This is a genomic window from Streptomyces sp. NPDC046303, assembly GCF_055588085.1.
This window is the reverse complement of record NZ_JBVJFA010000003.1, coordinates 116,167-140,127: the sequence shown is the minus strand read 5'-3', so window position 1 is coordinate 140,127 and position 23,961 is coordinate 116,167. Positions and strand designations below refer to the sequence as shown.

Below are 23,961 nucleotides of genomic sequence, written 5' to 3'. Positions count from 1 at the left end.
CCGAATCCGCCGGCGGGGCCGGATCCCTCCAGCCCCGCCGGCACCCCTCCCCCCGGCCCGCCTCCGAGCTTCCCCGGTGGCCCGGCTCAGGGCACCTCCCGGCTGCCCGGCGGGGGACCGGCCCGCCACAGGCGACAATGGCCCGGTGCTCCACGATCTCTTCCCGCCGGGGATTCAGCATGCCCTGGACCTCGCCGGCATCTTCGTCTTCGCCACCGCCGGCGCCCTGCTCGCCGTCCGCAAGAACTTCGACGTCTTCGGCATCGCCGTTCTCGCCCTGGTCACCGCGCTCGGCGGCGGCCTCTTCCGCGACCTCGTCATCGGCGCGGTCCCCCCGGCCGCCTTCGGCGAGCTCAGCTTCTTCCTCACCCCGCTGATCGCCGCCGCGATCGTCTTCTTCCTGCACCCCGAGGTCCAGCGGATCAACCGCGCCATCAACGTCTTCGACGCGGCCGGCCTCGGGCTGTTCTGCGTGACGGGCACGACCAAGGCCTACGAATACGGCCTCGGTCTCACCGCGTCCGCCGCCCTCGGGCTGGCCACGGCCGTCGGAGGCGGCGTCCTGCGCGACGTACTCGTCAACGAGGTGCCCTCGCTGCTGCGGGACCGCGAGATGTACGCCGTGCCCGCCGTCGTGGGCGCCTCGATGGTCGCCGTCTTCATCGGCTTCGACGTCCTCAACGCCGTGACCACCGGTCTCGCCATCGTCACCACCTTCGTGCTGCGCCTGCTCGCCATGCGCTACCACTGGCGCGCGCCCCTGGCCTGGAACCGCCGCTCCTCGGTGGCCGAAGAGCCGTAACAAAAGAAAGCTACCGCTTAGTAGGTAAGGGGTGTACCGTCGGTTTCATGTCACACGCAGCTGCCCAGGCAACCATCGGCGACAGTGAGTTCGACCGCGACACCACCATCACCGCGCGCGCGGACGAGCCCGGTGTGTACGACGCGGAGCTCTCCTCCGGCTGGACGATCATCAGCGCCGTCAACGGCGGATACCTGCTGGCCCTGGTCGGCCGGGCCCTGTCGGCGGCCCTGCCGCACCCGGACCCCTTCACCGTCTCCGCGCACTACCTGACCTCCTCCGTGCCCGGCCCCGCCGTGATCCGCACGCAGGTCGTCCGCGTCGGCCGCACCCTGTCCACCGGGCAGGCCTCCCTGTTCCAGTACGACGAGAGCGGCGCCGAGGTCGAGCGCATCCGCGTCCTCGCCTCCTACGGCGACCTCTCCGCCCTGTCCGACGACGTGCGGACCACGGCGCTGCCGCCCGTCATGCCCTCCTACGAGGACTGCATCGGCCCCGAGGCCGGCCCGGCGCCGATCCCCGGGAGCTCCGCGATCGTCGACCGGCTCCGGCTGCGGCTGGACCCCGCGACCGCGGGCTGGGCGCTGGGCGCGCCCTCGGGCAAGGGCGAGATGCGGGCCTGGTTCGAGCTGGCCGACGGCCGCGACGCCGACCCGCTGTCCATGCTCCTGGCGGTGGACGCGCTGCCGCCGACCGCCTTCGACCTCGGCCTGATGGGCTGGACCCCGACCGTGGAGCTCACCACCCACATCCGGCGCCGCCCGGCCCCCGGCCCGCTGCGGATCGCCATCACCACCCGCAACCTGGCCGGCGGCTTCCTCGAGGAGGACGCGGAGGTCTGGGACTCGGCCGGCCACCTGGTCGCCCAGTCCCGGCAGCTGGCCCGCGCCCCGCGTACCTGACGGGCGGGCGAGGGCGGCCCGGCGGGCTCGTAGAATCGAGGGATCATGGCCTACCTCGACCACGCCGCCACCACCCCGATGCTGCCGGAGGCCGCCGCTGCGATGACCGCGCAGTTCGCCGCCACGGGGAACGCGTCCTCCCTGCACGCCGCCGGCCGCCGGGCGCGCCGAACCGTCGAGGAGGCCCGCGAGGCCCTCGCCGACGCGATCGGCGCCCGCCCCAGCGAGGTGGTCTTCACCGCCGGCGGCACGGAGGCCGACAACCTCGCCGTCAAGGGCCTCTACTGGGCCCGCCGGGACGCCGACCCGGGCAGAACGCGGATCCTGGCCAGCCCCGTCGAGCACCACGCGGTGCTCGACGCGGTGCACTGGCTCGCCGAACACGAGGGTGCCCGGGTCGAGTACCTGCCCGTGGACCACTACGGGCGGGTCCACGCGGACGCCTTCCGGGAGGCGGTCGAGCGCAACCCCGACGACGTGGCCCTGGCCACCGTCATGTGGGCGAACAACGAGATCGGCACGGTCATGCCGATCCGCGAACTGGCCGCCGTCGCCGGGGAACACGGCATCCCGCTGCACTCCGACGCCGTCCAGGCCTTCGGACAGCTCGACGTCCACTTCGCCGGCAGCGGCCTCGCCGCCATGACCATCAGCGGTCACAAGGTCGGCGGCCCGTACGGCATCGGGGCCCTGCTGCTGGGCCGCGACCAGACCCCCGTCCCCGTACTGCACGGCGGCGGCCAGGAGCGGCACGTCCGCTCCGGCACCCTCGACGTGCCGGCCATCGCCTCCTTCGCGGTGGCCGCCGTCCTCGCCGCCGAGCGGCGCGAACGCTTCGCCGCCGAGATCGGCGGCCTGCGCGACGAGCTGGTCGCCGCCGTCCGCGCGGCCGTTCCCGACGCCGTCCTCGGCGGAGACCCCGAGGACCGGCTCCCGGCCAACGCCCACTTCAGCTTCCCCGGCTGCGAGGGCGACTCCCTCCTGCTGCTGCTCGACGCCCAGGGCATCGAGTGCTCCACGGGCTCGGCCTGCACCGCCGGCGTGGCACAGCCCAGCCACGTCCTGCTGGCCGCCGGCACCGACCCCCAGCTGGCCCGCGGCACCCTGCGCTTCTCGCTGGGCCACACCTCCACCAAGGAAGACGTCGCCGCCCTGGCCGCGGCCATCGGCCCGGCCGTGGAACGCGCCCGCACGGCGGGCCTCAGCTAGGGACGCGGAGCGCCTCGCCGACCATGCGTATGTAGCGGTCCCAGTCCCAGTGGCGGCCCGGGTCCGTGTGGTCGGCGCCCGGGACCTCGGAGTGGCCGACGATGTGCTTGCGGTCCGCCGGTATGCCGTACCTGCGGCAGACATCGGCCGCCAGGCGGGCCGAGGCCGCGTACATCGCGTCCGTGAAGTCCTTCGGCCGGTCCACGTAACCCACGTGCTCGATGCCGATGCTGCGCTCGTTCATCGAGCGGTTGCCCGCGTGGAACGCCACATCCAGCTCGCGCACCATCTGCTCTATGTGGCCGTCGCCGCGCACGATGTAGTGGGCGGACGCCTTGTGCCAGGGGTTCTTGAAGGCGTCCACGGAGGAGGCGAAGCCACCCTGTGTGACATGGACGACGATCCGGTCCACCCGGTAGTCGTCGGGCCGGTCCGCCATCCGCCAGTTCGCCGGCGACGCCGCCGTCCAGCTCGCGCCGACGTGGTCCAGCTCGCCCTCCTTGCGCGGCTTGCTCACCCCCGGCACCAGCCACCACGCCCGCCCGATCTCCTCGCGCCCGGCGATCGCCGCGACCGTGAAGAGCCCGAGCCCGCCGAAGAGCACCGCCCTGCGGGTCCTGCCCGGCTTCGATGCCTTGTTCCCCTGCTCGGCCATGTGATCCACCCCCCGTAGCCGATAACGCGCTGTGACCCCGCTCGGTTCCCCCGTACTCTGGATGGGCTATGACTGAGAACCTGCCGCGCACCGCCCGCCCCCTCCGCGTCCTGGCCGCCATGTCCGGCGGCGTGGACTCCGCCGTCGCCGCCGCCCGCGCGGTCGAAGCCGGGCACGACGTGACCGGCGTCCACCTCGCGCTCTCCGCGAACCCGCAGTCCTTCCGGACCGGCGCCCGCGGCTGCTGCACCATCGAGGACTCCCGCGACGCCCGCCGCGCCGCGGACGTCATCGGCATCCCCTTCTACGTCTGGGACCTCGCCGAGCGCTTCCGCGAGGACGTCGTCGAGGACTTCATCTCCGAGTACGAGGCCGGGCGCACCCCGAACCCCTGCCTGCGCTGCAACGAGAAGATCAAGTTCGCGGCGCTGCTCGACAAGGCCCTCGCCCTCGGCTTCGACGCCGTCTGCACCGGCCACTACGCCACCGTCGTCGAGAACGCGGACGGCTCCCGCGAGCTGCACCGCGCCTCCGACATGGCCAAGGACCAGTCGTACGTCCTCGGCGTCCTCGACGAGAAGCAGCTCGCCCACGCGCTCTTCCCGCTCGGCGACACCCTCACCACCAAGGAAGAGATCCGCGCCGAGGCCGAGCAGCGCGGCCTGGCCGTGGCCAAGAAGCCCGACAGCCACGACATCTGCTTCATCGCCGACGGCGACACCCAGGGCTTCCTCGCGAACCGCCTCGGCAAGACCGAGGGCGACATCGTCGACGAGTCCGGCGAGAAGATCGGCACCCACGACGGCGCCTTCGGCTTCACCATCGGCCAGCGCAAGGGCCTGCGCATCGGCCACCCCGCCGCCGACGGCAAGCCCCGCTACGTCCTCGACATCTCCCCGGTGAACAACACCGTCACCGTCGGCCCCGCCGAGGCCCTGGACGTCACCGCGCTCACCGCGATCCGCCCCCGCTGGTGCGGTTCACAGGCCGCCACCGCGGGCACGTACACCGCCCAGCTGCGCGCCCACGGCGGCGAGACCGAGGTCTTCGCCGAGGTCGTGGACGGCGAGCTGCGCGTCTCCTTCACCGAGCCGGTCCGCGGCGTGGCCCCCGGCCAGGCGATCGTGCTCTACGACGGCACCCGCGTGGTCGGCTCCGCCACCATCGCCACGACCACCCGGGCCACGGCCGCCGCCTCCGCCTAGGCGACCGTCAGGACGATCTTGCCCGTCGTCCGGCCCCGCTCGCCGATCTCGTGGGCCTTCGCGGCCTGCTCCAGCGGCAGCACCGTGTCGACCAGCGGCTTCAGCAGCCCCTGGTCGGCCAGGGCCGCGATCTCCTGAAGACCCTTGAGGTCCGGCTCCACCAGCACCCACGCCGCCCGCACGCCCCGCGTGTCGGCCGGGACGCCGTCGGGGCCGGGCAGGGTCACCAGGTGGCCGCCCGGCTTGAGCACGCTCAGCGAGCGCTGCCCGTAGTCCCCGCCGATGGCGTCGATCACGACGTCCACGTCCGTGACGGCGCCCTCGAAGTCCGTGGTGCGGTAGTCGATCACCTCGTCGGCGCCGAGGCCGCGCAGCAGCTCGTGCTTGCCCGCGCTCGCGGTGCCGATCACGTACGCGCCCCGCGCCTTGGCGATCTGCACCGCCAGGTGCCCGACCCCGCCGGCCGCCGCGTGCACCAGCACGCGCTGCCCGGCCGAGACGCCCGCCGTGTCCACCAGCGCCTGCCAGGCCGTCAGCGCCGCCAGCGGCAGCGCGGCCGCCTGCACGTGGTCCAGCGAGGCGGGCTTGCGGGCGAAGTGCCGGGCGGGACCGGTCACGTACTCGGCGTAGGCGCCGGCCTGCTGCGGGAAGCGGGGCATCCCGTACACCTCGTCGCCCGCCCGGTAGAGGGTCACGCCCGGTCCGACCGCCTCGACCGTGCCGGACACGTCCCAGCCGACCTGCGGGACCGGTCCCCAGGGGATCAGGGCGCCGGAGGCCCGGGTCTTCCAGTCGACGGGGTTCACCCCGGCCGCGCGGACCCGCACGAGGATCTCGCCCATGCCCGGCTCCGGCCGGTCCAGCTCGGTCTCGGTCAGTACCTCGGGTCCGCCCCACTGGCTGACGACGACGGCGCGCATATGTGTCTCCTCAGGTGCGTTTTCGCTGGTTGCAGCGCTGCTGTGCTGCTGTGGCACCAGCTTCGGCTCCGGGCGGCGCTCGTGGTGTTGGCCGGACGGCCACCATGTGACAGGATCTGGCCATGCACCGTATCGCCGTCCTCGCCCTCGAAGGGGTCGCCCCGTTCGAGCTCGGCATTCCCTCCCGCGTCTTCGGCAACGCCTACGACGAGGCCGGGAACCGGCTCTACGAGCTGACCGTCTGCACCCCCGGCGGGCGGCCCGTGACCAGCGACGCGGGCTTCACCATCAGTGGCACGGCAGGCCCCGAAGCCCTCGCCGAGGCCGACACCGTGATCGTCCCGCCGACGCACGCCATGGACGAGCTCGTGCAGGGCGCGCCCCTGCCGCCCGAGGTGGCCGACGCGCTCGCCGCGATCAGGCCCGGTACCCGGCTGGTCTCCCTGTGCACCGGCTCGTACGTCCTCGCGGCGGCCGGGCTGCTCGACGGCCGGACCGCCACCACGCACTGGGTGCACGCCCCCGAGTTCCAGCGCGGCTTCCCGCGCGTGCGCCTCGACGAGGAGGTCCTCTTCGTCGACGACGGCGACATCCTCACCTCGGCGGGCGTGGCCGCAGGCGTGGACCTCTGCCTCTACATGATCCGCCAGGACCACGGCAGTTCCGTCGCCAACCGCGCCGCACGGCTGTGCGTCGTACCGCCCTGGCGCGACGGCGGACAGGCCCAGTACATCGACCGGCCCGTCCCCGAGCCCACCATCGCCACGACCACGGCCACCCGCGCCTGGGCCCTGGAACGCCTCGCCGAACCGCTGACCCTCGCCGAGCTCGCCGCCCACGCCCGGATGAGCCTGCGCACCTTCACCCGGCGGTTCCGCGACGAGGTCGGCATGACCCCGGTGCAGTGGCTCACCACCCAACGCCTCGAGATCGCCCGCCACTTGCTGGAGTCCAGCGACCTGCCCGTCGACCTGGTCGCCCACCGGGCCGGCTTCGGCTCGGCCAACTCCCTGCGCCAGCACATGCGGACCGCCCTCGGCGTCTCCCCGATCGCCTACCGGCGCACCTTCAATCGCCCCAACAATCTTGTTCTGACGCATAGTTGAGTGTTCGTCACCCCTAGGGTGATACTTCGGGATCCGCTGGGCTGGACCCGCCCAGCGAGAGATCGCCGTTCACCCAGGGGGAATTGACGTGCGGATACCTCGCAATCGGCGGACGGGGGCGGCCGCGACGGCCGCCGTCGCCGCCCTCGCGCTCGCGGCGGGCCTGACCGTACCCGCCGCGGCCGCGCCCACACCCGGCCCGTCCGGAGACCGGCAGCGCCACCCGTCGGCCCGGCAGGGCCCGACCCACCTCACCCTCATCACCGGCGACCGGGTCACCGTCGACGCCGGGGGCCGCCCCATCGGCTTCCGGGCCGCCCCGGGGCGCGAACGCATACCCGTCTCGGTGGAGCGCGCCGGCGGGCGGACCAGCCTCGTCCCCGCGGACGCCCGGCGCCTGATCGACACCGGCCGCCTCGACCCCCGCCTGTTCGACATCACGGAACTCAGCAGGCCCGCCTACCGGGAGACCCGCGGCGACCGGCTCAAGCTGATCGTCCGCTACGAGGCCGGCGCGGCCCCCGCGGCCCCGTCCGCCCTGCGCGCCGGCGGCGGGCTCCGGGTGGACCGTACGTACGCCTTCCTCGGCGCCGAGGCCGTCAGCGCGGCCCCCGGCGCGGCGGCGGCCGTCTGGACCGCCCTCACCGGCGCCCAGGCCCGCGGCGCCGCCCCCGGCACGGCCCCCGGCCTCGCACCGGGCATCGCCACTGTCTGGCTGGACGGCCTGCGCGACGCCACCCTCGACAAGAGCACCCGGCAGATCGGCGCCGACCAGGCCTGGAACGCCGGCTACGACGGCACCGGCGTCACCATCGCCGTCCTCGACACCGGCGTCGACGCCGCCCACCCCGACCTCGCCGGGCAGGTCCTCGCCGAACAGAACTTCTCCGCCTCCGCCGACGCGAAGGACCGGCACGGGCACGGCACCCACGTCGCCTCCATCGCCGCCGGAACGGGCGCCGGCTCGGGCGGCGCGTTCAAGGGCGTCGCCCCCGGCGCCAAGGTGCTCAGCGGCAAGGTCCTCGACGACCGCGGCTCCGGCGAGGACTCCGGCATCCTCGCCGGCATCGAATGGGCCGTCGCCCAGGGCGCGCACGTCGTCAACCTCAGCCTCGGCGGCGCCGACACCCCCGGCATCGACCCGCTCGAAGCGGCCGTGAACCAGCTGAGCGCCGACCGGGGCGTGCTGTTCGCCATCGCGGCGGGCAACAGCGGCGAGTCGCGCACCGGCACCATCAACTCCCCGGGCAGCGCGGACGCCGCGCTCACCGTCGGCGCGGTCAACGACGACGACGGCATCGCCGATTTCTCCAGCACCGGACCGCGCCTCGGCGACGGCGCGGTCAAGCCGGACGTCACCGCACCGGGCGTCGACATCACCGCGGCCGCCGCCACCGGCACCGGCGGCGGGCCGGACCCGCAGGGCTACACCACCAAATCCGGCACCTCGATGGCCGCCCCGCACGCCGCCGGCGCCGCCGCGCTGCTCAAGCAGCAGCACCCGCAGTGGACCGGCACCGAGCTGAAGGGCGTCCTCGCGGGGTCCGCGAAACCCAACCGGACCGGGGCCTTCCAGCAGGGCACCGGCCGGATCGCCGTCGACAACGCGCTGCGCCTGGACCTCGTCGCCGAACCGGTCTCGCTGACCTTCGCCGGCCAGCCGTGGCCCCACGACGACGACACCCCGCAGCAGAAGCGGCTCACCTACCGCAACCTGGGCACCGCCCCGGTCACCCTCGACCTGGCCGCGGCCGTCCGCGACGCCGACGGCAAGCCCGTCCAGGAGGGCTTCGTCACCTTCGACGCGCCCCGGGTGACGGTTCCCGCGGGCGGCGCCGCCTCCGTCGGCGTCATCGTCGACACCCGGATCGGCGGCTCGGCGGACGGCACCTACACGGCGCACGTGTCGGCCACCGGCCCCGCCGGACAGCGCGTCACCACCGCCGTGGCCGTCCAGCGCGAGCCCGAGTCGTACGACCTGACCCTCCGGCACCTCGGGCGGGACGGCAAGGCCGCCACGGCCTACCGCTCCGACGTCCGCGGCCTGACGGGCCCCGGCACCGGCATGCGGCTCTCGTGGACGCCGGACTCCGGACCGCAGACCGTGCGCGTCCCGGCGGGCGGATACCTGCTCAACACGAACATCGTCGTCGATCCGGACGACTTCGCCCGCGGCATCGACTGGATCGCCCAGCCCCGCCTGGACATCACCGGGGACACCACCCTGACCCTCGACGCCCGCACCGCCGAGCCGGTGGACATCACCGTGCCCTCGCGGACGGCCGCCATGGACTTCGCCGTACCGAGCTACGAGGTGCGGACGGATGGTGGCTCGGAGCACGCCTTCGGCTGGTGGCTCGACTCCTACACCGGCCTGCGCACCCGCGGCCAGGGCCCGGACGTGCCGTCCGGGACCACCCTGTTCCAGGAGTGGGACGCGCACTGGACGGACGGCCCCGCGGACGAGTACCACGCCGTCCTCGGCGGTCCGGTCACCCGCCTGGCCACCGGATACGTGCGGCAGATCAAGCCCGCCGAGCTCGCCAGGATCGTGGCGGAGCAGGCGGCCTCGGTGCCCGGCAAGGAGGGCGAGGTCGCCGCCACCGGCCTGCTGCCGGGCGCGAGCGGCTCCAGCGCGTCGAGCCACACCAGGGGCCTGCCGGGCACGGTGACGCTGTACCTGTCGGCGGTGGACGGGGCCCAGTGGGCGCTGCACGCCGTGCAGTCCGGCGGGCGCGACGAGAACGGCTTCCCGATCGCCGAGACCGGGTACGGCACGGACGGCCCGCGCTCCTACCAGGGCGGCCGGACCTACCGGGAGCGCTTCAACGGCGCGGTCTTCGGCCCGCGGGTCGACGGCGCGGCCGCCCTCGGCCTCTACCGGCAGGGCGACGCACTGTGGGGGACGCTGCCGCTGCTCGCGGACGGCGCCGGGCACGCGGGCTCGGACTACCTCTCCACGGGCCGGACGGTTCTCTACCGCAACGGCGTGCCGGTCGACACCCGGGACCGCGAGGTCCGTGACGCCGGGACCTTCGGCCTCCCGGCCGCCGAGGCCCCGTACAAGCTGGTCACCTCGGCCACCCGCACGGGCACGGTGTCCGCCACCTCCTCCAAGGTGACCGCGACCTGGTGGTTCCGCTCGAAGACCACACCCGAGGACACCGAGACCCCGATCCCGCTGTCCGCCGTCCGCTTCACCCCGGACGTGTCCGCGACCGGCACCTCCCCCGCGGGCCGTGCGGTCCGGGTCCCGGTCACCGTGCAGGGGGCGCCCGCGACGTCGCTCACCGTGCAGGTCTCCTACGACGACGGCTACACCTGGCGCGCCCTTCCGGTCACGGCAGGCGCCGTGACCGTCCGGAACCCCGCGAAGGGCGGCCACGTCTCCCTGCGCGGCACGATCACCGGCAGCGCGGGCGCCAAGGCCGAGATCACGATCATCCGGGCCTACCTCACGGCCTGACGGCCCCGCACACGGGCACGCGGAACGCGCGGCCCCCGGGCGACCCCCGGGGGCCGCGTCACCGTACGGCGGAGTGCGAGCATGGGCACCATGGCTACTCACCTGATCACCGGTGCCGGATCCGGCATCGGCGCCGCCGTCGCCGCCCGGCTGCACGCACGGGGCGACGACCTCGTCCTCCTCGCCCGGGACGCAGCCCGGGCCAAGCAGCTCGTCGAGCGCTACCCCGGCGCACGGGCGCTCGTCGGCGACCTCGCCGATCCGGACCGGCTGTCGTGGGCCTTCTCCAAGCAGGCGATCCCCGAGCGGATCGACTCCCTCCTGCACATCGCCGGGATCGTGGACCTCGGACCCGTCGGCGAGCTGCGGCCCAAGACCTGGCACCAGCAGCTCAACGTGAACCTGATCGCGCCCGCCGAGGTCACCCGGCTGCTGCTGCCCACCCTGCGCGCCTCCAAGACCACCGTCGTCTTCGTGAACTCCGGCGCCGGGCTCCACGCCCACGCCGACTGGAGCGCCTACGCCGCTTCCAAGCACGGGCTCAAGGCCCTCGCCGACTCGCTGCGGGAAGAGGAGAAGGCGAACGGGATCCGGGTGACCTCCGTGTACCCGGGGCGCACCGCCAGCCCCATGCAGGCCAAGGTGCACTCCCAGGAGGGCAAGGAGTACGACCCCGCCGCCTGGATCGACCCCGAGTCCGTGGCGACCACCGTCGTCATGGCCCTCGACCTGCCGCGCGACGCCGAGGTCAACGACCTGACCGTCAGGCCCGGCCGATGAGCGCGGGCGCCACCGGAGTCGGTTCGCTGCCCGGCGGGGACGCCCGCGAAGCGGCCAAGACCGTGACGGGCTCCTTCGAGGAGTTCCCGTACCTCCCCGAGCTGCCCGCCCGCGGCCCCGGCGCCGACATGATCGGCCGCTCCCTCGGGCTGCTGGTCGACATGTACGCGCACGTCGAGCCCAGCGGCTGGCGGATCAGTGACCGCCCGGGCCGCGACAGCAAGCGCTCCCGGTCCTGGCTCGGCGAGGACCTCGACGCCCTCGAGGAGTTCACCCAGGGGTACACCGGCAAGCTCAAGGTCCAGGCCGTCGGGCCGTGGACGCTGGCCGCCGCCCTGGAGCTGCACGGGGGCGAGGCCATTCTCCAGGACGCGGGCGCCTGCCGCGACCTGGCCGGATCGCTGGCCGAGGGACTGCGCGAGCACCTGGCCGACGTGCGCAGGCGGGTCCCCGGCGCCGAGGTGGTGCTGCAGTTCGACGAGCCGTCGCTGACCGCCGTACTGCTCGGGCGGGTCCGGTCCGCGAGCGGGTACCGGACGTACCGCGCCGTCGACCGGCAGGTCGTCGAGGGCACCCTGCGGCAGCTGTTCGCCGTGCACGACGGGGACGTGATCGTGCACTCCTGCGCGCCCGAGGTGCCCTTCGGGCTGCTGCGGCGGGCCGGCGCCACGGGCGTGTCGTTCGATTTCTCTTTGCTCACCGAGCGCGAGGACGACGTCATCGGCGAGGCCGTCGAAGGCGGGACGAAACTCTTCGCCGGAGTGGTGCCGGGCACCGACGGCCCGTTGTCGGACCCTGCCGGTAGCGTCATGGGTGTCAGGAAGCTTTGGCGCAGGCTGGGGCTGGCCCCGGGGACTCTGGCCGAGTCCGTCGTGGTCACCCCGTCGTGCGGTCTGGCGGGCGCTTCGCCCGCCTACGCCCGTGCGGTGCAGGCGCATTGCGTCAGGGCGGCGAGGTCGCTCGCCGACAACCCTGAGTGACGGTCGAGACGGGCCACGGGAGGACACGGCATGGCAGCCGAACAGCAGGACACGGCAGTACCGGCGGCGGTGCGTGAGCAGCACGCGCTGCTGGCCGAGCAGATCGAGGAGCACCGCTTCCGGTACTACGTGAACGACCAGCCGGTGGTCAGCGACGCCGAGTTCGACAAGCTGCTGCGCTCGCTCGAGGCCCTGGAGGAGCAGTACCCGGAGCTCCGTACGCCCGACTCGCCCACCCAGAAGGTGGCCGGGGCGTACGAGACGGACTTCGCCTCCGTGCAGCACCGCGAGCGGATGCTCTCCCTCGACAACGCCTTCGAGGAGGAGGAACTGGCCGCCTGGGCCGAGCGGGTGGCCCGGGACGTGAACACCTCGGACTACCACTACCTGTGCGAGCTGAAGGTGGACGGCCTCGCCGTCAACCTCACCTACGAGAACGGCCGGCTGACCCGCGCCGCCACCCGCGGCGACGGCCGCACCGGTGAGGACATCACGCCCAACGTCCGCACCATCGCCGAGATCCCGGACCGGCTGAAGGGCGACCGGATCCCGGCCCTCGTCGAGATCCGCGGCGAGGTCTACTTCCCGATGGAGAAGTTCGAGGAGCTCAACGCCCGGCTCGTCGCGGCCGAGGGCAAGCCCTTCGCCAATCCGCGCAACGCGGCGGCCGGTTCCCTGCGCCAGAAGGACCCGAAGGTCACCGCGAGCCGCCCGCTGCACATGGTCGTGCACGGCATCGGCGCCCGCGAGGGCTTCGAGATCGAGCGCCAGTCGCAGGCGTACGAGCTGCTGCGCGAGTGGGGCCTGCCGACCGCCCGGCACAACAAGGTGGTCTCCTCGCTCGAGGAGGTCCGCGCGTTCATCGCCTACTTCGGCGAGAACCGGCACTCCGTGGAGCACGAGATCGACGGAGTGGTCGTCAAGCTCGACGAGACCGCGCTCCAGGGCCGGCTCGGGTCCACGGCGCGCGCCCCGCGCTGGGCGATCGCCTGGAAGTACGCCCCCGAAGAGGTCAACACCAAGCTCGTCGACATCAAGGTCGGCGTCGGCCGCACCGGCCGCGTGACCCCGTACGCGCAGGTGGAACCGGTGACGGTGGCGGGCTCCGAGGTCGAGTTCGCGACCCTGCACAACCAGGAGGTCGTCAAGGCCAAAGGCGTGCTCATCGGGGACACCGTCGTGCTGCGCAAGGCGGGCGACGTCATCCCCGAGATCCTCGGGCCGGTGGTGGACCTGCGCGACGGCACCGAGCGGGAGTTCGTGATGCCGGCCGAGTGCCCCGCGTGCGGGACGGAGCTGCGGCCGATGAAGGAGGGGGACATCGACGTACGGTGCCCCAACGCGCAGACCTGTCCCGCGCAATTGCGCGAGCGGCTCTTCTACCTGGCCGGCCGGCAGTCCCTCGACATCGAGAACTTCGGCATGGTGGCGGCGGCCGCCCTGACCGGCCCGCTGGAGCCGGCCGAGCCGCCGCTGCTGGACGAGGGCGACCTCTTCGACCTGACCATCGAGGACCTGCTGCCCATCAAGGCGTACGTCCTGGACCCGGACAGCGGACTGCCCAAGCGGGACCCGAAGACGGGCGAGGAGAAGATCGTCACCGTCTTCGCCAACCAGAAGGGCGAGCCGAAGAAGAACGCCCTGGCGATGCTGGAGAACATCGCGGCCGCCAAGGAGCGCCCGCTCGCCCGCATCATCAACGGCCTGTCGATCCGTCACGTCGGCCCCGTCGCCGCGGAGGCCCTCGCCCGCGAGTTCCGGTCGATCGAGCGCATCGAACAAGCCACGGAGGAGGAGCTGACGGCCACCGACGGGGTCGGCGCGATCATCGCGGCCTCCCTCAAGGAATGGTTCGCCGTCGACTGGCACCAGGAGATCCTGCGCAAGTGGCGGGAGGCCGGGGTCCGGATGGAGGAGGAAGGTTCCACCGATGAGGAGGGGCCGCGCCCCCTCGAGGGGCTGACCGTCGTCGTCACCGGCACGCTGCAGAGCCACACCCGGGACGGCGCGAAGGAGGCCCTGCAGAGCCGCGGCGCCAAGGTCACCGGATCGGTGTCGAAGAAGACCTCCTTCGTCGTGGTCGGCGACAACCCGGGCTCGAAGTACGACAAGGCCGTGCAGTTGAAGCTGCCCATCCTCGACGACGCCGGATTCGAAGTCCTGCTCGAACAGGGCCCGGACGCGGCACGCGAGGCGGCGCTCCCGGTGGACGGCGGCGGCGGAACGGAGTAAGTGGAATAAGCGGAGCACCCGGGCGGGCGGAGCAACGGCCGCAGGGCCGTCACCCGGACAGATCTCCGGGGCAAAGGCGACGGTGAACCGATGCGCGGCGTGCGGCCGTACGGGCGGGCGCACGCCAGGCGCACCGGACGGTGCTAAACGGCTGGTACAAGGCTGGTCGCAGGCCGGTGAGCTGTCGGATCATCGGACGGGTGACCGGGGGGTCCTGGTCCAAACTCACCCGTTCGGCGGATACCGTACTGATGAGGATGGCTGGGTCGCATTCGGGCAACCACCGCCGACCGCTGCCCCTGGGACCCTCTCGCGTCCTACTGTTGAGGGGTGCGCCTGTCGTGCACGGCTGCCGGATGCGGTTCCAGCCGTGATGGCATGACACCGGGGCCATCGCGTGACATCGGCATCGCCGGCTGTGAGAGGGACGGGCATGAAACCCACCGAAAGCGCCGACCCGTCACCTGAATTCGGCGGGGACATCCCGTCCATGCGGGCGGGCCGGCTGGGTGTCCTGGGAGCCAGGACACCGGAGACCCGGGCGCTCGGCACCGGTGAGGACGCACCGGGGCGCCGCGGCGTGCTGTCCTCCGCCGTCGTGGGCCTGGCCGTCGTCGTGCTCGGAGCGGGGGTGGCCTCCGCCCTGAGCGGCCGTCATGCCCTGTTCCCCGGAGGCGCGGTGGGCTGGGCGCTCGCCCTGCTCACCGGCATCATCGTCGGCCACCTCGTCGCCCTCGGCCGCGACCGCTGGTGGGGCGGCACCGGCTCGGGCGCGGCACTCACCCTCGGCGTGCTCATCCTCTACGGATGGGTGCCCGCCGGACTGGTCTCGCTCGCCGTGGTCTCCCTGGTCGGCGCCGCGCGCCGGCACCGCTGGCGGCAGGGCCTGCTCCACGGCTCCGCCGACATCCTCGGCATCGGCGCGGGAGCCCTCGTCATGGCCGCCTTCGGCGAGGCGCCGTCCGTGGAAAACCCGTGGCGGCCCACCACCTGGGAGATCGACGCCGTACCCGAGATCGTCCTCGTGGCGGTCGCGTACCTGCTCGCCACCCGGTTCCTGCTGTGGATCGCCCTGGCCCCGCGCGGCGGCGGCCTGCCCACCGTGGCCCGCACGGCCCTGCTCCGACAGGCCTTAGTGGCGGTCGCCCTGCTCGGGATCGCCCCGCTGATCTGCGTCGTCGCGGTCACGCAGCCGGTCCTGCTGCCGCTGTTCGCCGTACCGCTGATCGCCCTGGACTCCACCCTGTGGATCGCCCGGGCGCGCGCCGAGGAACAGCTCCGGGACCCGCTGACCGGGCTGCCGAACCGGCAGTGGCTGCTGGAGCGGGCCTGGACCGCGCTGGACGAGGCTGAACGTTTGGGCACCCGGGCAGCTCTTGTGCTGATCGACCTGGACCGCTTCCGCGCGGTCAACGACACCCTCGGCCACCTCGCGGGCGACCGGCTGCTCCTGCAGATCGCCGACCGGCTGCGCCAGGCACTGCCCGAGGACGCCGAGGCCGCCCGGCTCGGCGGGGACGAGTTCGCCGTCCTGCTGCCCGTCGCCGACTCCACCACCAGCGCCCAGCGGATCGCCCGCCACCTCGTCGCCGAGCTCAGCTCCCCGCTGGACCTGGACGGCCTCACGCTCGTCCTCGAGGCCAGCGCCGGCCTCGCCGTCTTCCCCGACCACGCCCTGGACGCCGAGGGGCTGCTGCGCCGCGCCGACGTGGCGATGTACCAGGCCAAGCGCGACCGCACCGGCGTCGAGGTGTACGAATCCAAGCGGGACAGCAACACCCCCGACCGCCTCGGCCTCCTCGGCGATCTCCGCCGGGCCCTCGACGCCGGTGAAGTGGAACTCCACTACCAGCCGAAGGTCCGCTTCGACGGGCAGGTCGCCGGGCTCGAGGCCCTGGTGCGGTGGGTTCATCCGGAACGAGGGCGGGTGTCCCCGGACGAGTTCATCGCGATCGCCGAGACCTCCGGGCTCATGCCGCACCTGACGGAGTACGTCCTGGAGACGGCCCTCGCGCAAGTCGCGCGGTGGCGGGCGCAGGGCCTGAAGGTGCCGGTGGCCGTCAACGTCTCGCCGCGCGACGTCCACACCCCCGGGTTCGCGGGAGCGGTGGCCGCCCGGCTGGCCCGGCACGGGGTGCCGGCGAGCGGCCTCCAGCTGGAGATAACGGAGCACGTGCTGCTCGAGGACCCGCAGCGGGCGGCGGACACCATGGCGGGGCTCACCGGCCACGGCGTGAAGATGTCCCTCGACGACTTCGGCACCGGCTACTCCTCGCTGGTCCACCTGCGGCGGCTGCCGGTCAGCGAGCTGAAGATCGACCGCTCGTTCGTGGGCCGGCTCGCCGTCGACGCGCAGGACGCGGAGATCGTCCGCTGCACCGTCGACCTCGCCCACTCGCTGGGGCTGCTCGTGGTCGCCGAGGGCGTGGAGGACGACGAGACCTGGGAGCGGCTGCGTGACCTGGGCTGCGACGCGGTGCAGGGGTGGCTGGTCGCCGCCGCCATGCCCCCGCAGGAGGCCACCGCCTGGCTCCTCGCCCGGGGCGAACGCGGCTGGCGCCGGCCGGCCGACATCTCGGCCGAGCTCGCCGCAGCCGAGGCCGACGCGGTCTGACCGGCCCCGCGGACCGCTGCCGGGGCTCCGCCCGAGGCCCCCGGCAGCGGCTCCGGCCCGGCCCCGCGGCGGCGCGAGGGCAAACCGTTTCGTGGGTCCGGGGGTGGGCCCCATAGGATTGAGCCCGAACCTACACATCCACCCACCCCCAGAGGATCGCTGCATGCCTGGCATTACGCGCGAGGAGGTCGTCCACCTCGCTCGGCTGGCGCGCCTTGAGCTGTCCAGCAACGAGCTGGATCACTTCGCCGGACAGCTCGGCGACATCATCGGCGCGGTCGCCCGCGTGTCCGAGGTCGCCGACCAAGACGTCCCGCCGACCTCCCACCCGCTGCCCCTGACGAACGTCATGCGCGCGGACGAGGTCCGTCCCTCGCTCACCCCCGAGCAGGCGCTCTCCGGCGCTCCCGCCCAGGAGCAGCAGCGATTCAAGGTGCCGCAGATCCTGGGGGAGGACTAACAGCCATGACTGCCGAAAAGACCGAACACATCATCAAGCTCACGGCAGCCCAGACCGCCGAGAAGATCGCCTCCGGCGAGCTCACGGCCGTCGAGGTCACCGAGGCCCACCTGGCCCGCATCGACGCGACCGACGAGAAGGTCCACGCCTTCCTGTACGTCGACCGCGAAGGCGCCCTCGCCCAGGCCCGCGCCGTCGACGCCAAGCGCGCGGCCGGCGAGAAGCTCGGCCCGCTGGCCGGCGTACCGCTCGCCCTCAAGGACATCTTCACCACCGTCGGGATGCCGACCACCGTCGGTTCGAAGATCCTCGAAGGCTGGATCCCGCCCTACGACGCCACCCTGACGCGCAAGCTGAAGGAAGCCGACGTCGTGATCCTCGGCAAGACCAACATGGACGAGTTCGCCATGGGGTCCTCGACGGAGAACAGCGCGTACGGCCCGACCGGCAACCCGTGGGACCTCACCCGGATCCCCGGCGGCTCCGGCGGCGGCTCCGCCGCCGCGCTCGCCGCCTACCAGGCGCCCCTCGCCATCGGCACGGACACCGGCGGCTCCATCCGCCAGCCCGCCGCCGTCACCGGCACCGTCGGCGTGAAGCCGACCTACGGCGGCGTCTCCCGCTACGGCATGGTGGCCTTCTCCTCCTCCCTCGACCAGGGCGGTCCCTGCGCCCGTACGGTCCTGGACGCGGCGCTGCTGCACGAGGTCATCGCCGGCCACGACCCGCTCGACTCCACCTCCATCGACGCCCCGGTCCCGCCGGTCGTCGAGGCCGCCCGCAACGGCTCCGTCGCCGGCATGCGCGTCGGTGTGGTCAAGCAGTTCACCGGTGAGGGCTACCAGGCCGGCGTCGTCCAGCGCTTCAACGAGTCGGTGGAGCTCCTCAAGGAGCTCGGCGCCGAGATCGTCGAGCTGGACTGCCCCTCCTTCGACCTCGCGATGGCCGCGTACTACCTGATCGCGCCGTCCGAGTGCTCCTCGAACCTGGCCCGCTTCGACGCCATGCGCTACGGCCTGCGCGTCGGCGACGACGGCACCAAGTCCGCCGAGGACGTCACCGCCCTCACCCGCGAGGCGGGCTTCGGCGACGAGGTCAAGCGCCGCATCATCCTCGGTACGTACGCGCTCAGCTCCGGCTACTACGACGCGTACTACGGCTCCGCCCAGAAGGTCCGCACGCTCATCACGAAGGACTTCGAGAAGTCCTTCGAGCAGGTCGACGTGATCGTCTCCCCGACCACCCCGACCACCGCCTTCCCCATCGGCGAGCGCACCGACGACCCCCTCGCCATGTACCTGGCGGACCTGTGCACCATCCCGACCAACCTGGCAGGCAACGCCGCCATGTCGCTGCCCTGCGGCCTGGCGCCCGAGGACGGCCTCCCGGTCGGGCTCCAGATCATCGCCCCGGCGATGAAGGACGACCGGCTGTACAAGGTCGGCGCGGCCGTCGAGGCCGCCTTCGTCGCACGCTGGGGTCACCCGCTGCTTGAGGAGGCACCGTCGCTGTGAGCACCAGTGCACTGTCCAAGGCCAAGGGCTTCAAGAAGTCCAAGGCCGGCACCTACCTGTCGATCGGCACCACCGCCTTCGGCGCCCTCGGCGTGGTCAAGCAGGCCAAGAAGGCCCACAGCGAGAACGACACGCTGAAGCTGGTCGACGCCGTCGTGTCCGCCGCCGCCATCGTCACCGGCCTCGCGATCCTGTACCGCGAGCTGAAGCGCCTGGGCGACGACGACGTCCTGCTGGGCTGAGAGGGAAAAGTTTCACCGTGAGCACCTACACCGAACTGATGTCGTACGAGGACGCTCTCGCCTCGTTCGACCCCGTCATGGGCCTTGAGGTCCATGTCGAGCTCGGCACCAAGACCAAGATGTTCTGCGGCTGTTCCACCGAGCTGGGCGCCGAGCCCAACGCGCAGACCTGCCCCACCTGCCTCGGTCTGCCCGGCTCCCTGCCGGTCGTCAACGCGATCGGCGTCGAGTCCGCCATCAAGATCGGCCTCGCGCTGAACTGCGAGATCGCCGAGTGGTGCCGCTTCGCCCGGAAGAACTACTTCTATCCGGACATGCCGAAGAACTTCCAGACCTCCCAGTACGACGAGCCCATCGCCTTCAACGGCTACCTGGACGTCCAGCTGGAGGACGGCGAGATCTTCCGCGTGGAGATCGAGCGCGCCCACATGGAGGAGGACACCGGAAAGTCGCTGCACGTCGGCGGCGCCACCGGCCGTATCCACGGCGCGTCCCACTCCCTGCTGGACTACAACCGCGCCGGCATCCCGCTCATCGAGATCGTCACCAAGCCGATCGAGGGCGCCGGCGTACGGGCCCCCGAGGTCGCCAAGGCGTACGTCGCGGAGCTGCGCGAGGTCATCAAGGCGCTCGGCGTCTCCGAGGCCCGCATGGACAAGGGCCAGATGCGCTGTGACGTGAACCTGTCGCTGCGCCCGACCCCCGAGTCCGAGTTCGGCACCCGCAGCGAGACGAAGAACGTCAACTCGCTGCGCTCCGTCGAGCGCGCGGCCCGCTTCGAGATCCAGCGCCACGCGGCCGTGCTGAGCCGCGGCGGCTCGATCGTGCAGGAGACCCGGCACTTCCACGAGGAGGACGGCTCCACCACGGCCGGCCGCATCAAGGACAACGCCGAGGACTACCGCTACTTCCCGGAGCCCGACCTGGTTCCCGTGGCCCCGGCCCGTGAGTGGGTCGAGGAGCTGCGCGCCGGCCTGCCCGAGATGCCGCGCGTGCGCCGCAACCGGCTCCGCGAGGAGTGGGGCGTCAGCGAGCACGACATGCAGTCGATCCTCAACGCGGGCGCGGTGGACTCCATCGTCGCCACGATCGAGGCGGGTGCCGACCCGGCCGCCGCGCGCAAGTGGTGGATGGGCGAGCTCGCCCGCAACGCCAACGAGCAGGGCGTCGTCGTCGACGAGCTGCCGATCACCCCGGCGCAGGTCGCCCGGGTCGCGGCGCTGGTCGCCGCGGGCGAGCTGAACGACAAGCTGGCCCGCCAGGTCCTCGAAGGCGTCCTCGCCGGCGAGGGCACCCCGGACGAGGTCGTCGAGAAGCGCGGCCTGAAGGTCGTCTCGGACGAGGGCGCGCTCGGCGCGGCCGTGGACGAGGCCATCGCGGGCAACGCGGCCATCGCCGACAAGATCCGCGGCGGCAAGATCGCGGCCGTCGGCGCCCTGGTCGGCGCGGTCATGAAGACCACCCGCGGCCAGGCCGACGCGGCGCGCGTCAAGGAGCTCATCCTGGAGCGCCTGGGCGTGTCCGAGTAGCAGCTGCGCAGGTCAGTACTGCGCAGGCAGTACATCGGCGGCCCCGCACCGGAATTCCGGTGCGGGGCCGCCCTTTTCGCGTCGTACCGGGGCTCAGCGCGTCAGCTGGGGGGCGGCGATGACCACCTGGACGCGGGCCGGCTGGACGCGGCGGCCGCCGGCCCGTCCGCCCCCGACGCCTGCTCTGGTCCCCGGTCCTTGCCCGTGCCCGGCGGCCGCTTGCCGTCGAAGACCTCGGGCGCCGCGTAGCCGGGGGTGAACCAGACCTCCGCCGTCTGGTGGTCGGCGGTCAGCTTGCTCAGGCCGAAGCCCACCAGCGTGGCCTGGCCGTGCGTCGACCACCACGTTGCCGGGCGACAGGTCTCCGTGGATCACCTGCCGCCCGGACGGGGCCCCGGGCCGGTGGACGAAGCGCAGCAGTTCCGCCTGCTCGTCCACTTCTGGCTGATGCGGTCGAAGACGTCGGGCGGACGGGGTCAAGGGGAAGGGCGGACCCGTTCGGATGCGGAGCCGTCCGCGCGGGAGGAGGCCGGCCGTATCAGCGGTTGTCCGGCAGCGGCGCCGGGGCGCTGAGGAAGGCGAGGCGGGCCGGCTTCGCGGGGAGGTAGACCTCGGGCAGGTCGATCTCCGGGAGTTCGACCTCCGGGCCGAGCACGAAGCCTGACCGCTCCAGGAGGGCGATCGCCTTGGCGTTGCGCGCGTCCGGCTCGGCGACGGCCCGGCGGGTGGCGGGGTCGGAGAACAGGTAGGCGATGAAGGTGCCCACCAGGGCGCCGGTGAAACCGCGCTGGGTCGCGCCCTGGCTCGGGCCGATCATCAGGTGTACGCCGACGTCCCCCGGCTCCACCTCGTAGCACTCGCCGACCCGGTCCTCGGCGCAGTCGTACGTCTGGAAGAGCGCGACCCGCTCCCCGTCGCGGGCCACCATGAACGCGTGGTGGGTGGTGCGGCGGTCGACGTCCTCGTAGATCTCCTGGACCAGTTCGCGGCTGGCCTCGCCCATGCCCCAGAAGCGCGCCCGCTCCTCGGTGACCCAGCTGTGGATCAGCGCCGAGTCGGCGGCGGGGTCGACGGGGGTGATCGTGACCGTGCCGAAGCCCTCCACGAGCTGGCTGTACACGGGCTGTCTGGTGGAGATCATGCGGATTCCTTGGTGAGGCGGGCCCAGTCGGTGACGACGGGGACGAGTTCGCAGCGCGCCCAGAGGGGGAGCTGATCGCGGTGGTGCGGCGTGCCGGCGACGCCGTCCGCGCCGAGCGGCACCGCCCAGAGGCTGTCCTCGCGGCGGGCGAGGTCCCAGACGTAACGGGCGGCCGATGCGCGGGCGGTGAGGTCGGTGAAACCGGGGACGGAGGAGGTGGCGTTCACGCAGTCGTGGTCGCCGCCGAGGCCGGGCCACTCGGCTTCCGGGTCCGGCAGCGCCGACCAGGGGGCGAGGCGGTGGACCTCCGCCCACGGCCTCTCAGGGGCGCCGGCCGCGGCCGTCTCCTCGAGGGCTGCCTTCACGTGCGCGGCGCGGTCGAGGGCGGGGAGGAGGGAGGTGGTGAGCAGGCCTTCGAGGGCGTAGCCGACCCGGGGGACCAGGTACAGCCAGGGATGGAACACCTCCGGGCCGGTGGGGGCCCCCGCCAGCTCCGCGAAGACGGGATCGGCGGCGAGGCGGCGTACGGTCGCCGTCCGGAAGGCCGAGAAGACGGTGGCGTCGGTGCTGTCGGCGGCCATGTGCCGGTCCCAGGCCAGCAGCCGGGCGCGCAGCGCCGCCGCGGCGGGGGACAGCCCGTCGAGCGCGGGCAGCAGCGCGAGCAGCGGCCCCGCGGAGGCCAGGTGGGTGTCCCCGTGTACGTCGGCCATCGCCTTCGGCGACCAGTCGGCGGAGCCGCTGAGCAGCTCGCGGATGCGGTTGGCGCGGTGCGGGGGCGCGAACTCCACGCCGAGCGGGGCGGCGATGCCGCGGGCGTTCGCCATGACGGCGAAGCCCTGCACGGGCTCGGCGGGGGTCGCGGCCCAGCCCTGCCATGCGTGGCGCCGGTCCCACGCGGGTACGGGGCGCAGCCGGTTGGCGCCGTCGCGCAGCGGGACGGCGCCGGCGACGCGGTGCAGCAGTCCGCCCGAGGAGTCGGCGGCGTGGACGACGTTGACGGGCTCCGCCCAGCCGTCGAGGGCGCGGTCGATGTCGGCGACGGTGCGGGCGCGCAGCAGGGCGGGGAGGGCGGAGAAGCCCAGGTCCTCGCGGACGCGCGGCGGGTAGCGCAGGGAGAGCGCCTCGGAGTCGTGGGTCGCCCCGGCGTCGGGGGTGGTCCCGGTATCGGTGTCCCTGCGGACGATCACCGGACCGCGGGCGGTCTCCAGGACCTCCACCTCGACCTCGTCGCCGCCGGCCACGGCGATGGTCTCGGTGTGGCGGTGCACCGGCTCCCACCGGCCGTCCGGTCCCAGCGCCTCCACGGCGGAGCCCGACCCGCGCAACTGCTCGGTGTACAGGTCCTGGTAGTCGGCCATCGCGTTGGTGATGGCCCAGGCGGCGGTGCCGGTGTGCCCGAAGTGGGCGAGCCCGGGGACGCCGGGGACGGCCAGGCCGAGGACGTCGTACTCCGGGCAGGACAGGCGTATCTGCTGGTAGACGCCCGGGTCCTCGATGAACCGGTGCGGGTCGCCCGCGATGATCGCCGCGCCGCTGGTGGTGCGGTCGCCCGGTACCAGCCAGCCGTTGCTGCCGGCGGTGCCGGGGCCGTCCGTGGCGAAGAGGGTGACGGCGTCGTCGCCGAGGGCTCGGGCCACGCGCTCGCGCCACAGCTTGGTGGCGAAGCCGGCGAACAGGATGTGCGTGGCGGTCCAGATCGCCATCGGAACCCAGGGTTCCCAGGGGGTGGGCGTGAGTCCGGTGCGCGCGAAGCGCTCGTCGCGGGCGGCTCCGGCGGCGAGCCCGTCGTTGACGCCGTCGACGTACGCGCGGACCCAGGCGGCGGTCTCGGGATCCTCGCCGTCCAGGGCTGCGGAGCAGCGGCGGGCCGTGTCGGCGATGCGGCTCTGGCGCGCGAACCGGTCCCAGGCCACGCAGTCCGCGCCGAGGAAGGAGGCGCTGGAGCCTTGGGCGCGGTGCCGTTCGACCTCCAGCTGCCAGGCGCGGTCCAGGGCGGTGACGCGGCCCTGGGCGTAGGCGAGGCCGAGGGCGTCGGCGGCGCGGAGATGGGGGATGCCCCAGCCGTCCCGGTAGAGCTCAAAGGCGTCCGCGTCGGTCACAAGGCTCACACTCGTCCCCCAGTCGTTAGGTTAGGCTGCCCTAACTATAGGGGGGCGGGTGACCGAACCTCGTCAGGCCCCGGGTCAAGCCCCGGGCAGGCCCCA

The 23,961-nt window shown here is 73.1% G+C and carries 19 protein-coding genes and 1 pseudogene; 14 read left to right on the top strand and 6 right to left on the bottom strand.

Annotated features, from left to right (window positions below; translation table 11 throughout):
• The first annotated feature begins 145 nt into the window (after positions 1-145).
• The 3 genes from ACZ6I1_RS04140 to ACZ6I1_RS04130 are packed head-to-tail and all read left to right on the top strand — an operon-like array spanning position 146 to position 2,913.
• A complete protein-coding gene (locus ACZ6I1_RS04140; protein ID WP_469282853.1) occupies positions 146-802 on the top strand; it encodes a trimeric intracellular cation channel family protein in 657 nt (218 codons plus the stop codon).
• A 47-nt stretch (positions 803-849) separates the two neighbouring features.
• Positions 850-1,704, top strand: coding sequence for a thioesterase family protein (locus ACZ6I1_RS04135; RefSeq protein WP_469282849.1), 855 nt, complete (start codon positions 850-852; stop codon positions 1,702-1,704).
• 45 nt (positions 1,705-1,749) lie between these two features.
• Complete coding sequence (locus ACZ6I1_RS04130; RefSeq protein WP_469282847.1) at positions 1,750-2,913, top strand: cysteine desulfurase family protein; 1,164 nt, start codon at positions 1,750-1,752, stop codon at positions 2,911-2,913.
• Here the strand turns inward: ACZ6I1_RS04130 and ACZ6I1_RS04125 are convergent.
• Complete coding sequence (locus ACZ6I1_RS04125) at positions 2,906-3,568, bottom strand: N-acetylmuramoyl-L-alanine amidase (protein WP_469282846.1); 663 nt, start codon at positions 3,566-3,568, stop codon at positions 2,906-2,908. The genes ACZ6I1_RS04130 and ACZ6I1_RS04125 overlap by 8 nt on opposite strands.
• Before the next feature lie 68 nt (positions 3,569-3,636).
• On the opposite strand from ACZ6I1_RS04125, the gene mnmA reads away from it, so the two are divergent.
• Positions 3,637-4,773, top strand: a complete 1,137-nt coding sequence (gene mnmA, locus ACZ6I1_RS04120; protein ID WP_469282844.1) for a tRNA 2-thiouridine(34) synthase MnmA — start codon at positions 3,637-3,639, stop codon at positions 4,771-4,773.
• On the opposite strand, the gene ACZ6I1_RS04115 is transcribed toward mnmA, so the two are convergent.
• Entirely contained in the window at positions 4,770-5,693 is a 924-nt protein-coding gene (locus ACZ6I1_RS04115; protein WP_469282840.1) for an NADP-dependent oxidoreductase, read from the bottom strand. The two genes, mnmA and ACZ6I1_RS04115, sit on opposite strands and share 4 nt — an antisense overlap.
• Positions 5,694-5,815: 122 nt before the next feature.
• On the opposite strand from ACZ6I1_RS04115, the gene ACZ6I1_RS04110 reads away from it, so the two are divergent.
• From ACZ6I1_RS04110 to gatB, 10 genes are all read left to right on the top strand, one after another.
• Entirely contained in the window at positions 5,816-6,799 is a 984-nt protein-coding gene (locus tag ACZ6I1_RS04110; protein WP_469282838.1) for a GlxA family transcriptional regulator, read from the top strand.
• An 88-nt stretch (positions 6,800-6,887) separates the two neighbouring features.
• Positions 6,888-10,265, top strand: a complete 3,378-nt coding sequence (locus ACZ6I1_RS04105; RefSeq protein ID WP_469282836.1) for a S8 family peptidase — start codon at positions 6,888-6,890, stop codon at positions 10,263-10,265.
• Positions 10,266-10,355: 90 nt separating this feature from the next.
• A complete protein-coding gene (locus ACZ6I1_RS04100; RefSeq protein ID WP_469282833.1) occupies positions 10,356-11,045 on the top strand; it encodes an SDR family oxidoreductase in 690 nt (229 codons plus the stop codon).
• Positions 11,042-12,025, top strand: coding sequence for a methionine synthase (locus ACZ6I1_RS04095; RefSeq protein ID WP_469282831.1), 984 nt, complete (start codon positions 11,042-11,044; stop codon positions 12,023-12,025). The genes ACZ6I1_RS04100 and ACZ6I1_RS04095 overlap by 4 nt, the downstream gene beginning before the upstream one ends.
• A 30-nt stretch (positions 12,026-12,055) precedes the next feature.
• Positions 12,056-14,257 (top strand): NAD-dependent DNA ligase LigA, encoded by a 2,202-nt coding sequence (gene ligA / locus ACZ6I1_RS04090; protein ID WP_469282829.1) that lies wholly within the window; start codon positions 12,056-12,058, stop codon positions 14,255-14,257.
• Positions 14,258-14,690: 433 nt separating this feature from the next.
• Positions 14,691-16,871 (top strand): putative bifunctional diguanylate cyclase/phosphodiesterase, encoded by a 2,181-nt coding sequence (locus ACZ6I1_RS04085; RefSeq protein ID WP_469282827.1) that lies wholly within the window; start codon positions 14,691-14,693, stop codon positions 16,869-16,871.
• Between the two features lie 163 nt (positions 16,872-17,034).
• Positions 17,035-17,331: an Asp-tRNA(Asn)/Glu-tRNA(Gln) amidotransferase subunit GatC gene (gene gatC, locus ACZ6I1_RS04080; protein WP_030010586.1), complete on the top strand. Its 297-nt coding sequence runs from the start codon at positions 17,035-17,037 to the stop codon at positions 17,329-17,331.
• Positions 17,332-17,336: 5 nt separating this feature from the next.
• On the top strand, positions 17,337-18,845 hold the full coding sequence (gene gatA / locus ACZ6I1_RS04075; protein ID WP_469282825.1) for an Asp-tRNA(Asn)/Glu-tRNA(Gln) amidotransferase subunit GatA: 1,509 nt from the start codon (positions 17,337-17,339) through the stop codon (positions 18,843-18,845).
• Positions 18,842-19,087, top strand: coding sequence for a hypothetical protein (locus tag ACZ6I1_RS04070; protein WP_469282823.1), 246 nt, complete (start codon positions 18,842-18,844; stop codon positions 19,085-19,087). The genes gatA and ACZ6I1_RS04070 overlap by 4 nt, the downstream gene beginning before the upstream one ends.
• A gap of 38 nt (positions 19,088-19,125) precedes the next feature.
• The gene (gene gatB / locus ACZ6I1_RS04065) at positions 19,126-20,616 is read left to right on the top strand and encodes an Asp-tRNA(Asn)/Glu-tRNA(Gln) amidotransferase subunit GatB (RefSeq protein WP_469283216.1); all 1,491 of its coding nucleotides are present in this window, start codon (positions 19,126-19,128) and stop codon (positions 20,614-20,616) included.
• 101 nt (positions 20,617-20,717) lie between these two features.
• Here gatB and ACZ6I1_RS04060 read toward each other — a convergent pair whose 3' ends face one another.
• From ACZ6I1_RS04060 to ACZ6I1_RS04045, 4 genes and pseudogenes are all read right to left on the bottom strand, one after another.
• Complete coding sequence (locus ACZ6I1_RS04060; protein ID WP_469283248.1) at positions 20,718-20,930, bottom strand: hypothetical protein; 213 nt, start codon at positions 20,928-20,930, stop codon at positions 20,718-20,720.
• A gap of 58 nt (positions 20,931-20,988) precedes the next feature.
• Positions 20,989-21,096 (bottom strand): annotated as a pseudogene (locus ACZ6I1_RS04055) (hypothetical protein); the annotation flags it as partial.
• Positions 21,097-21,154: 58 nt separating this feature from the next.
• On the bottom strand, positions 21,155-21,757 hold the full coding sequence (locus tag ACZ6I1_RS04050) for a GNAT family N-acetyltransferase (RefSeq protein ID WP_469282821.1): 603 nt from the start codon (positions 21,755-21,757) through the stop codon (positions 21,155-21,157).
• On the bottom strand, positions 21,754-23,865 hold the full coding sequence (locus ACZ6I1_RS04045) for a penicillin acylase family protein (RefSeq protein ID WP_469282819.1): 2,112 nt from the start codon (positions 23,863-23,865) through the stop codon (positions 21,754-21,756). The genes ACZ6I1_RS04050 and ACZ6I1_RS04045 overlap by 4 nt, the downstream gene beginning before the upstream one ends.
• Positions 23,866-23,961: the final 96 nt, after the last annotated feature.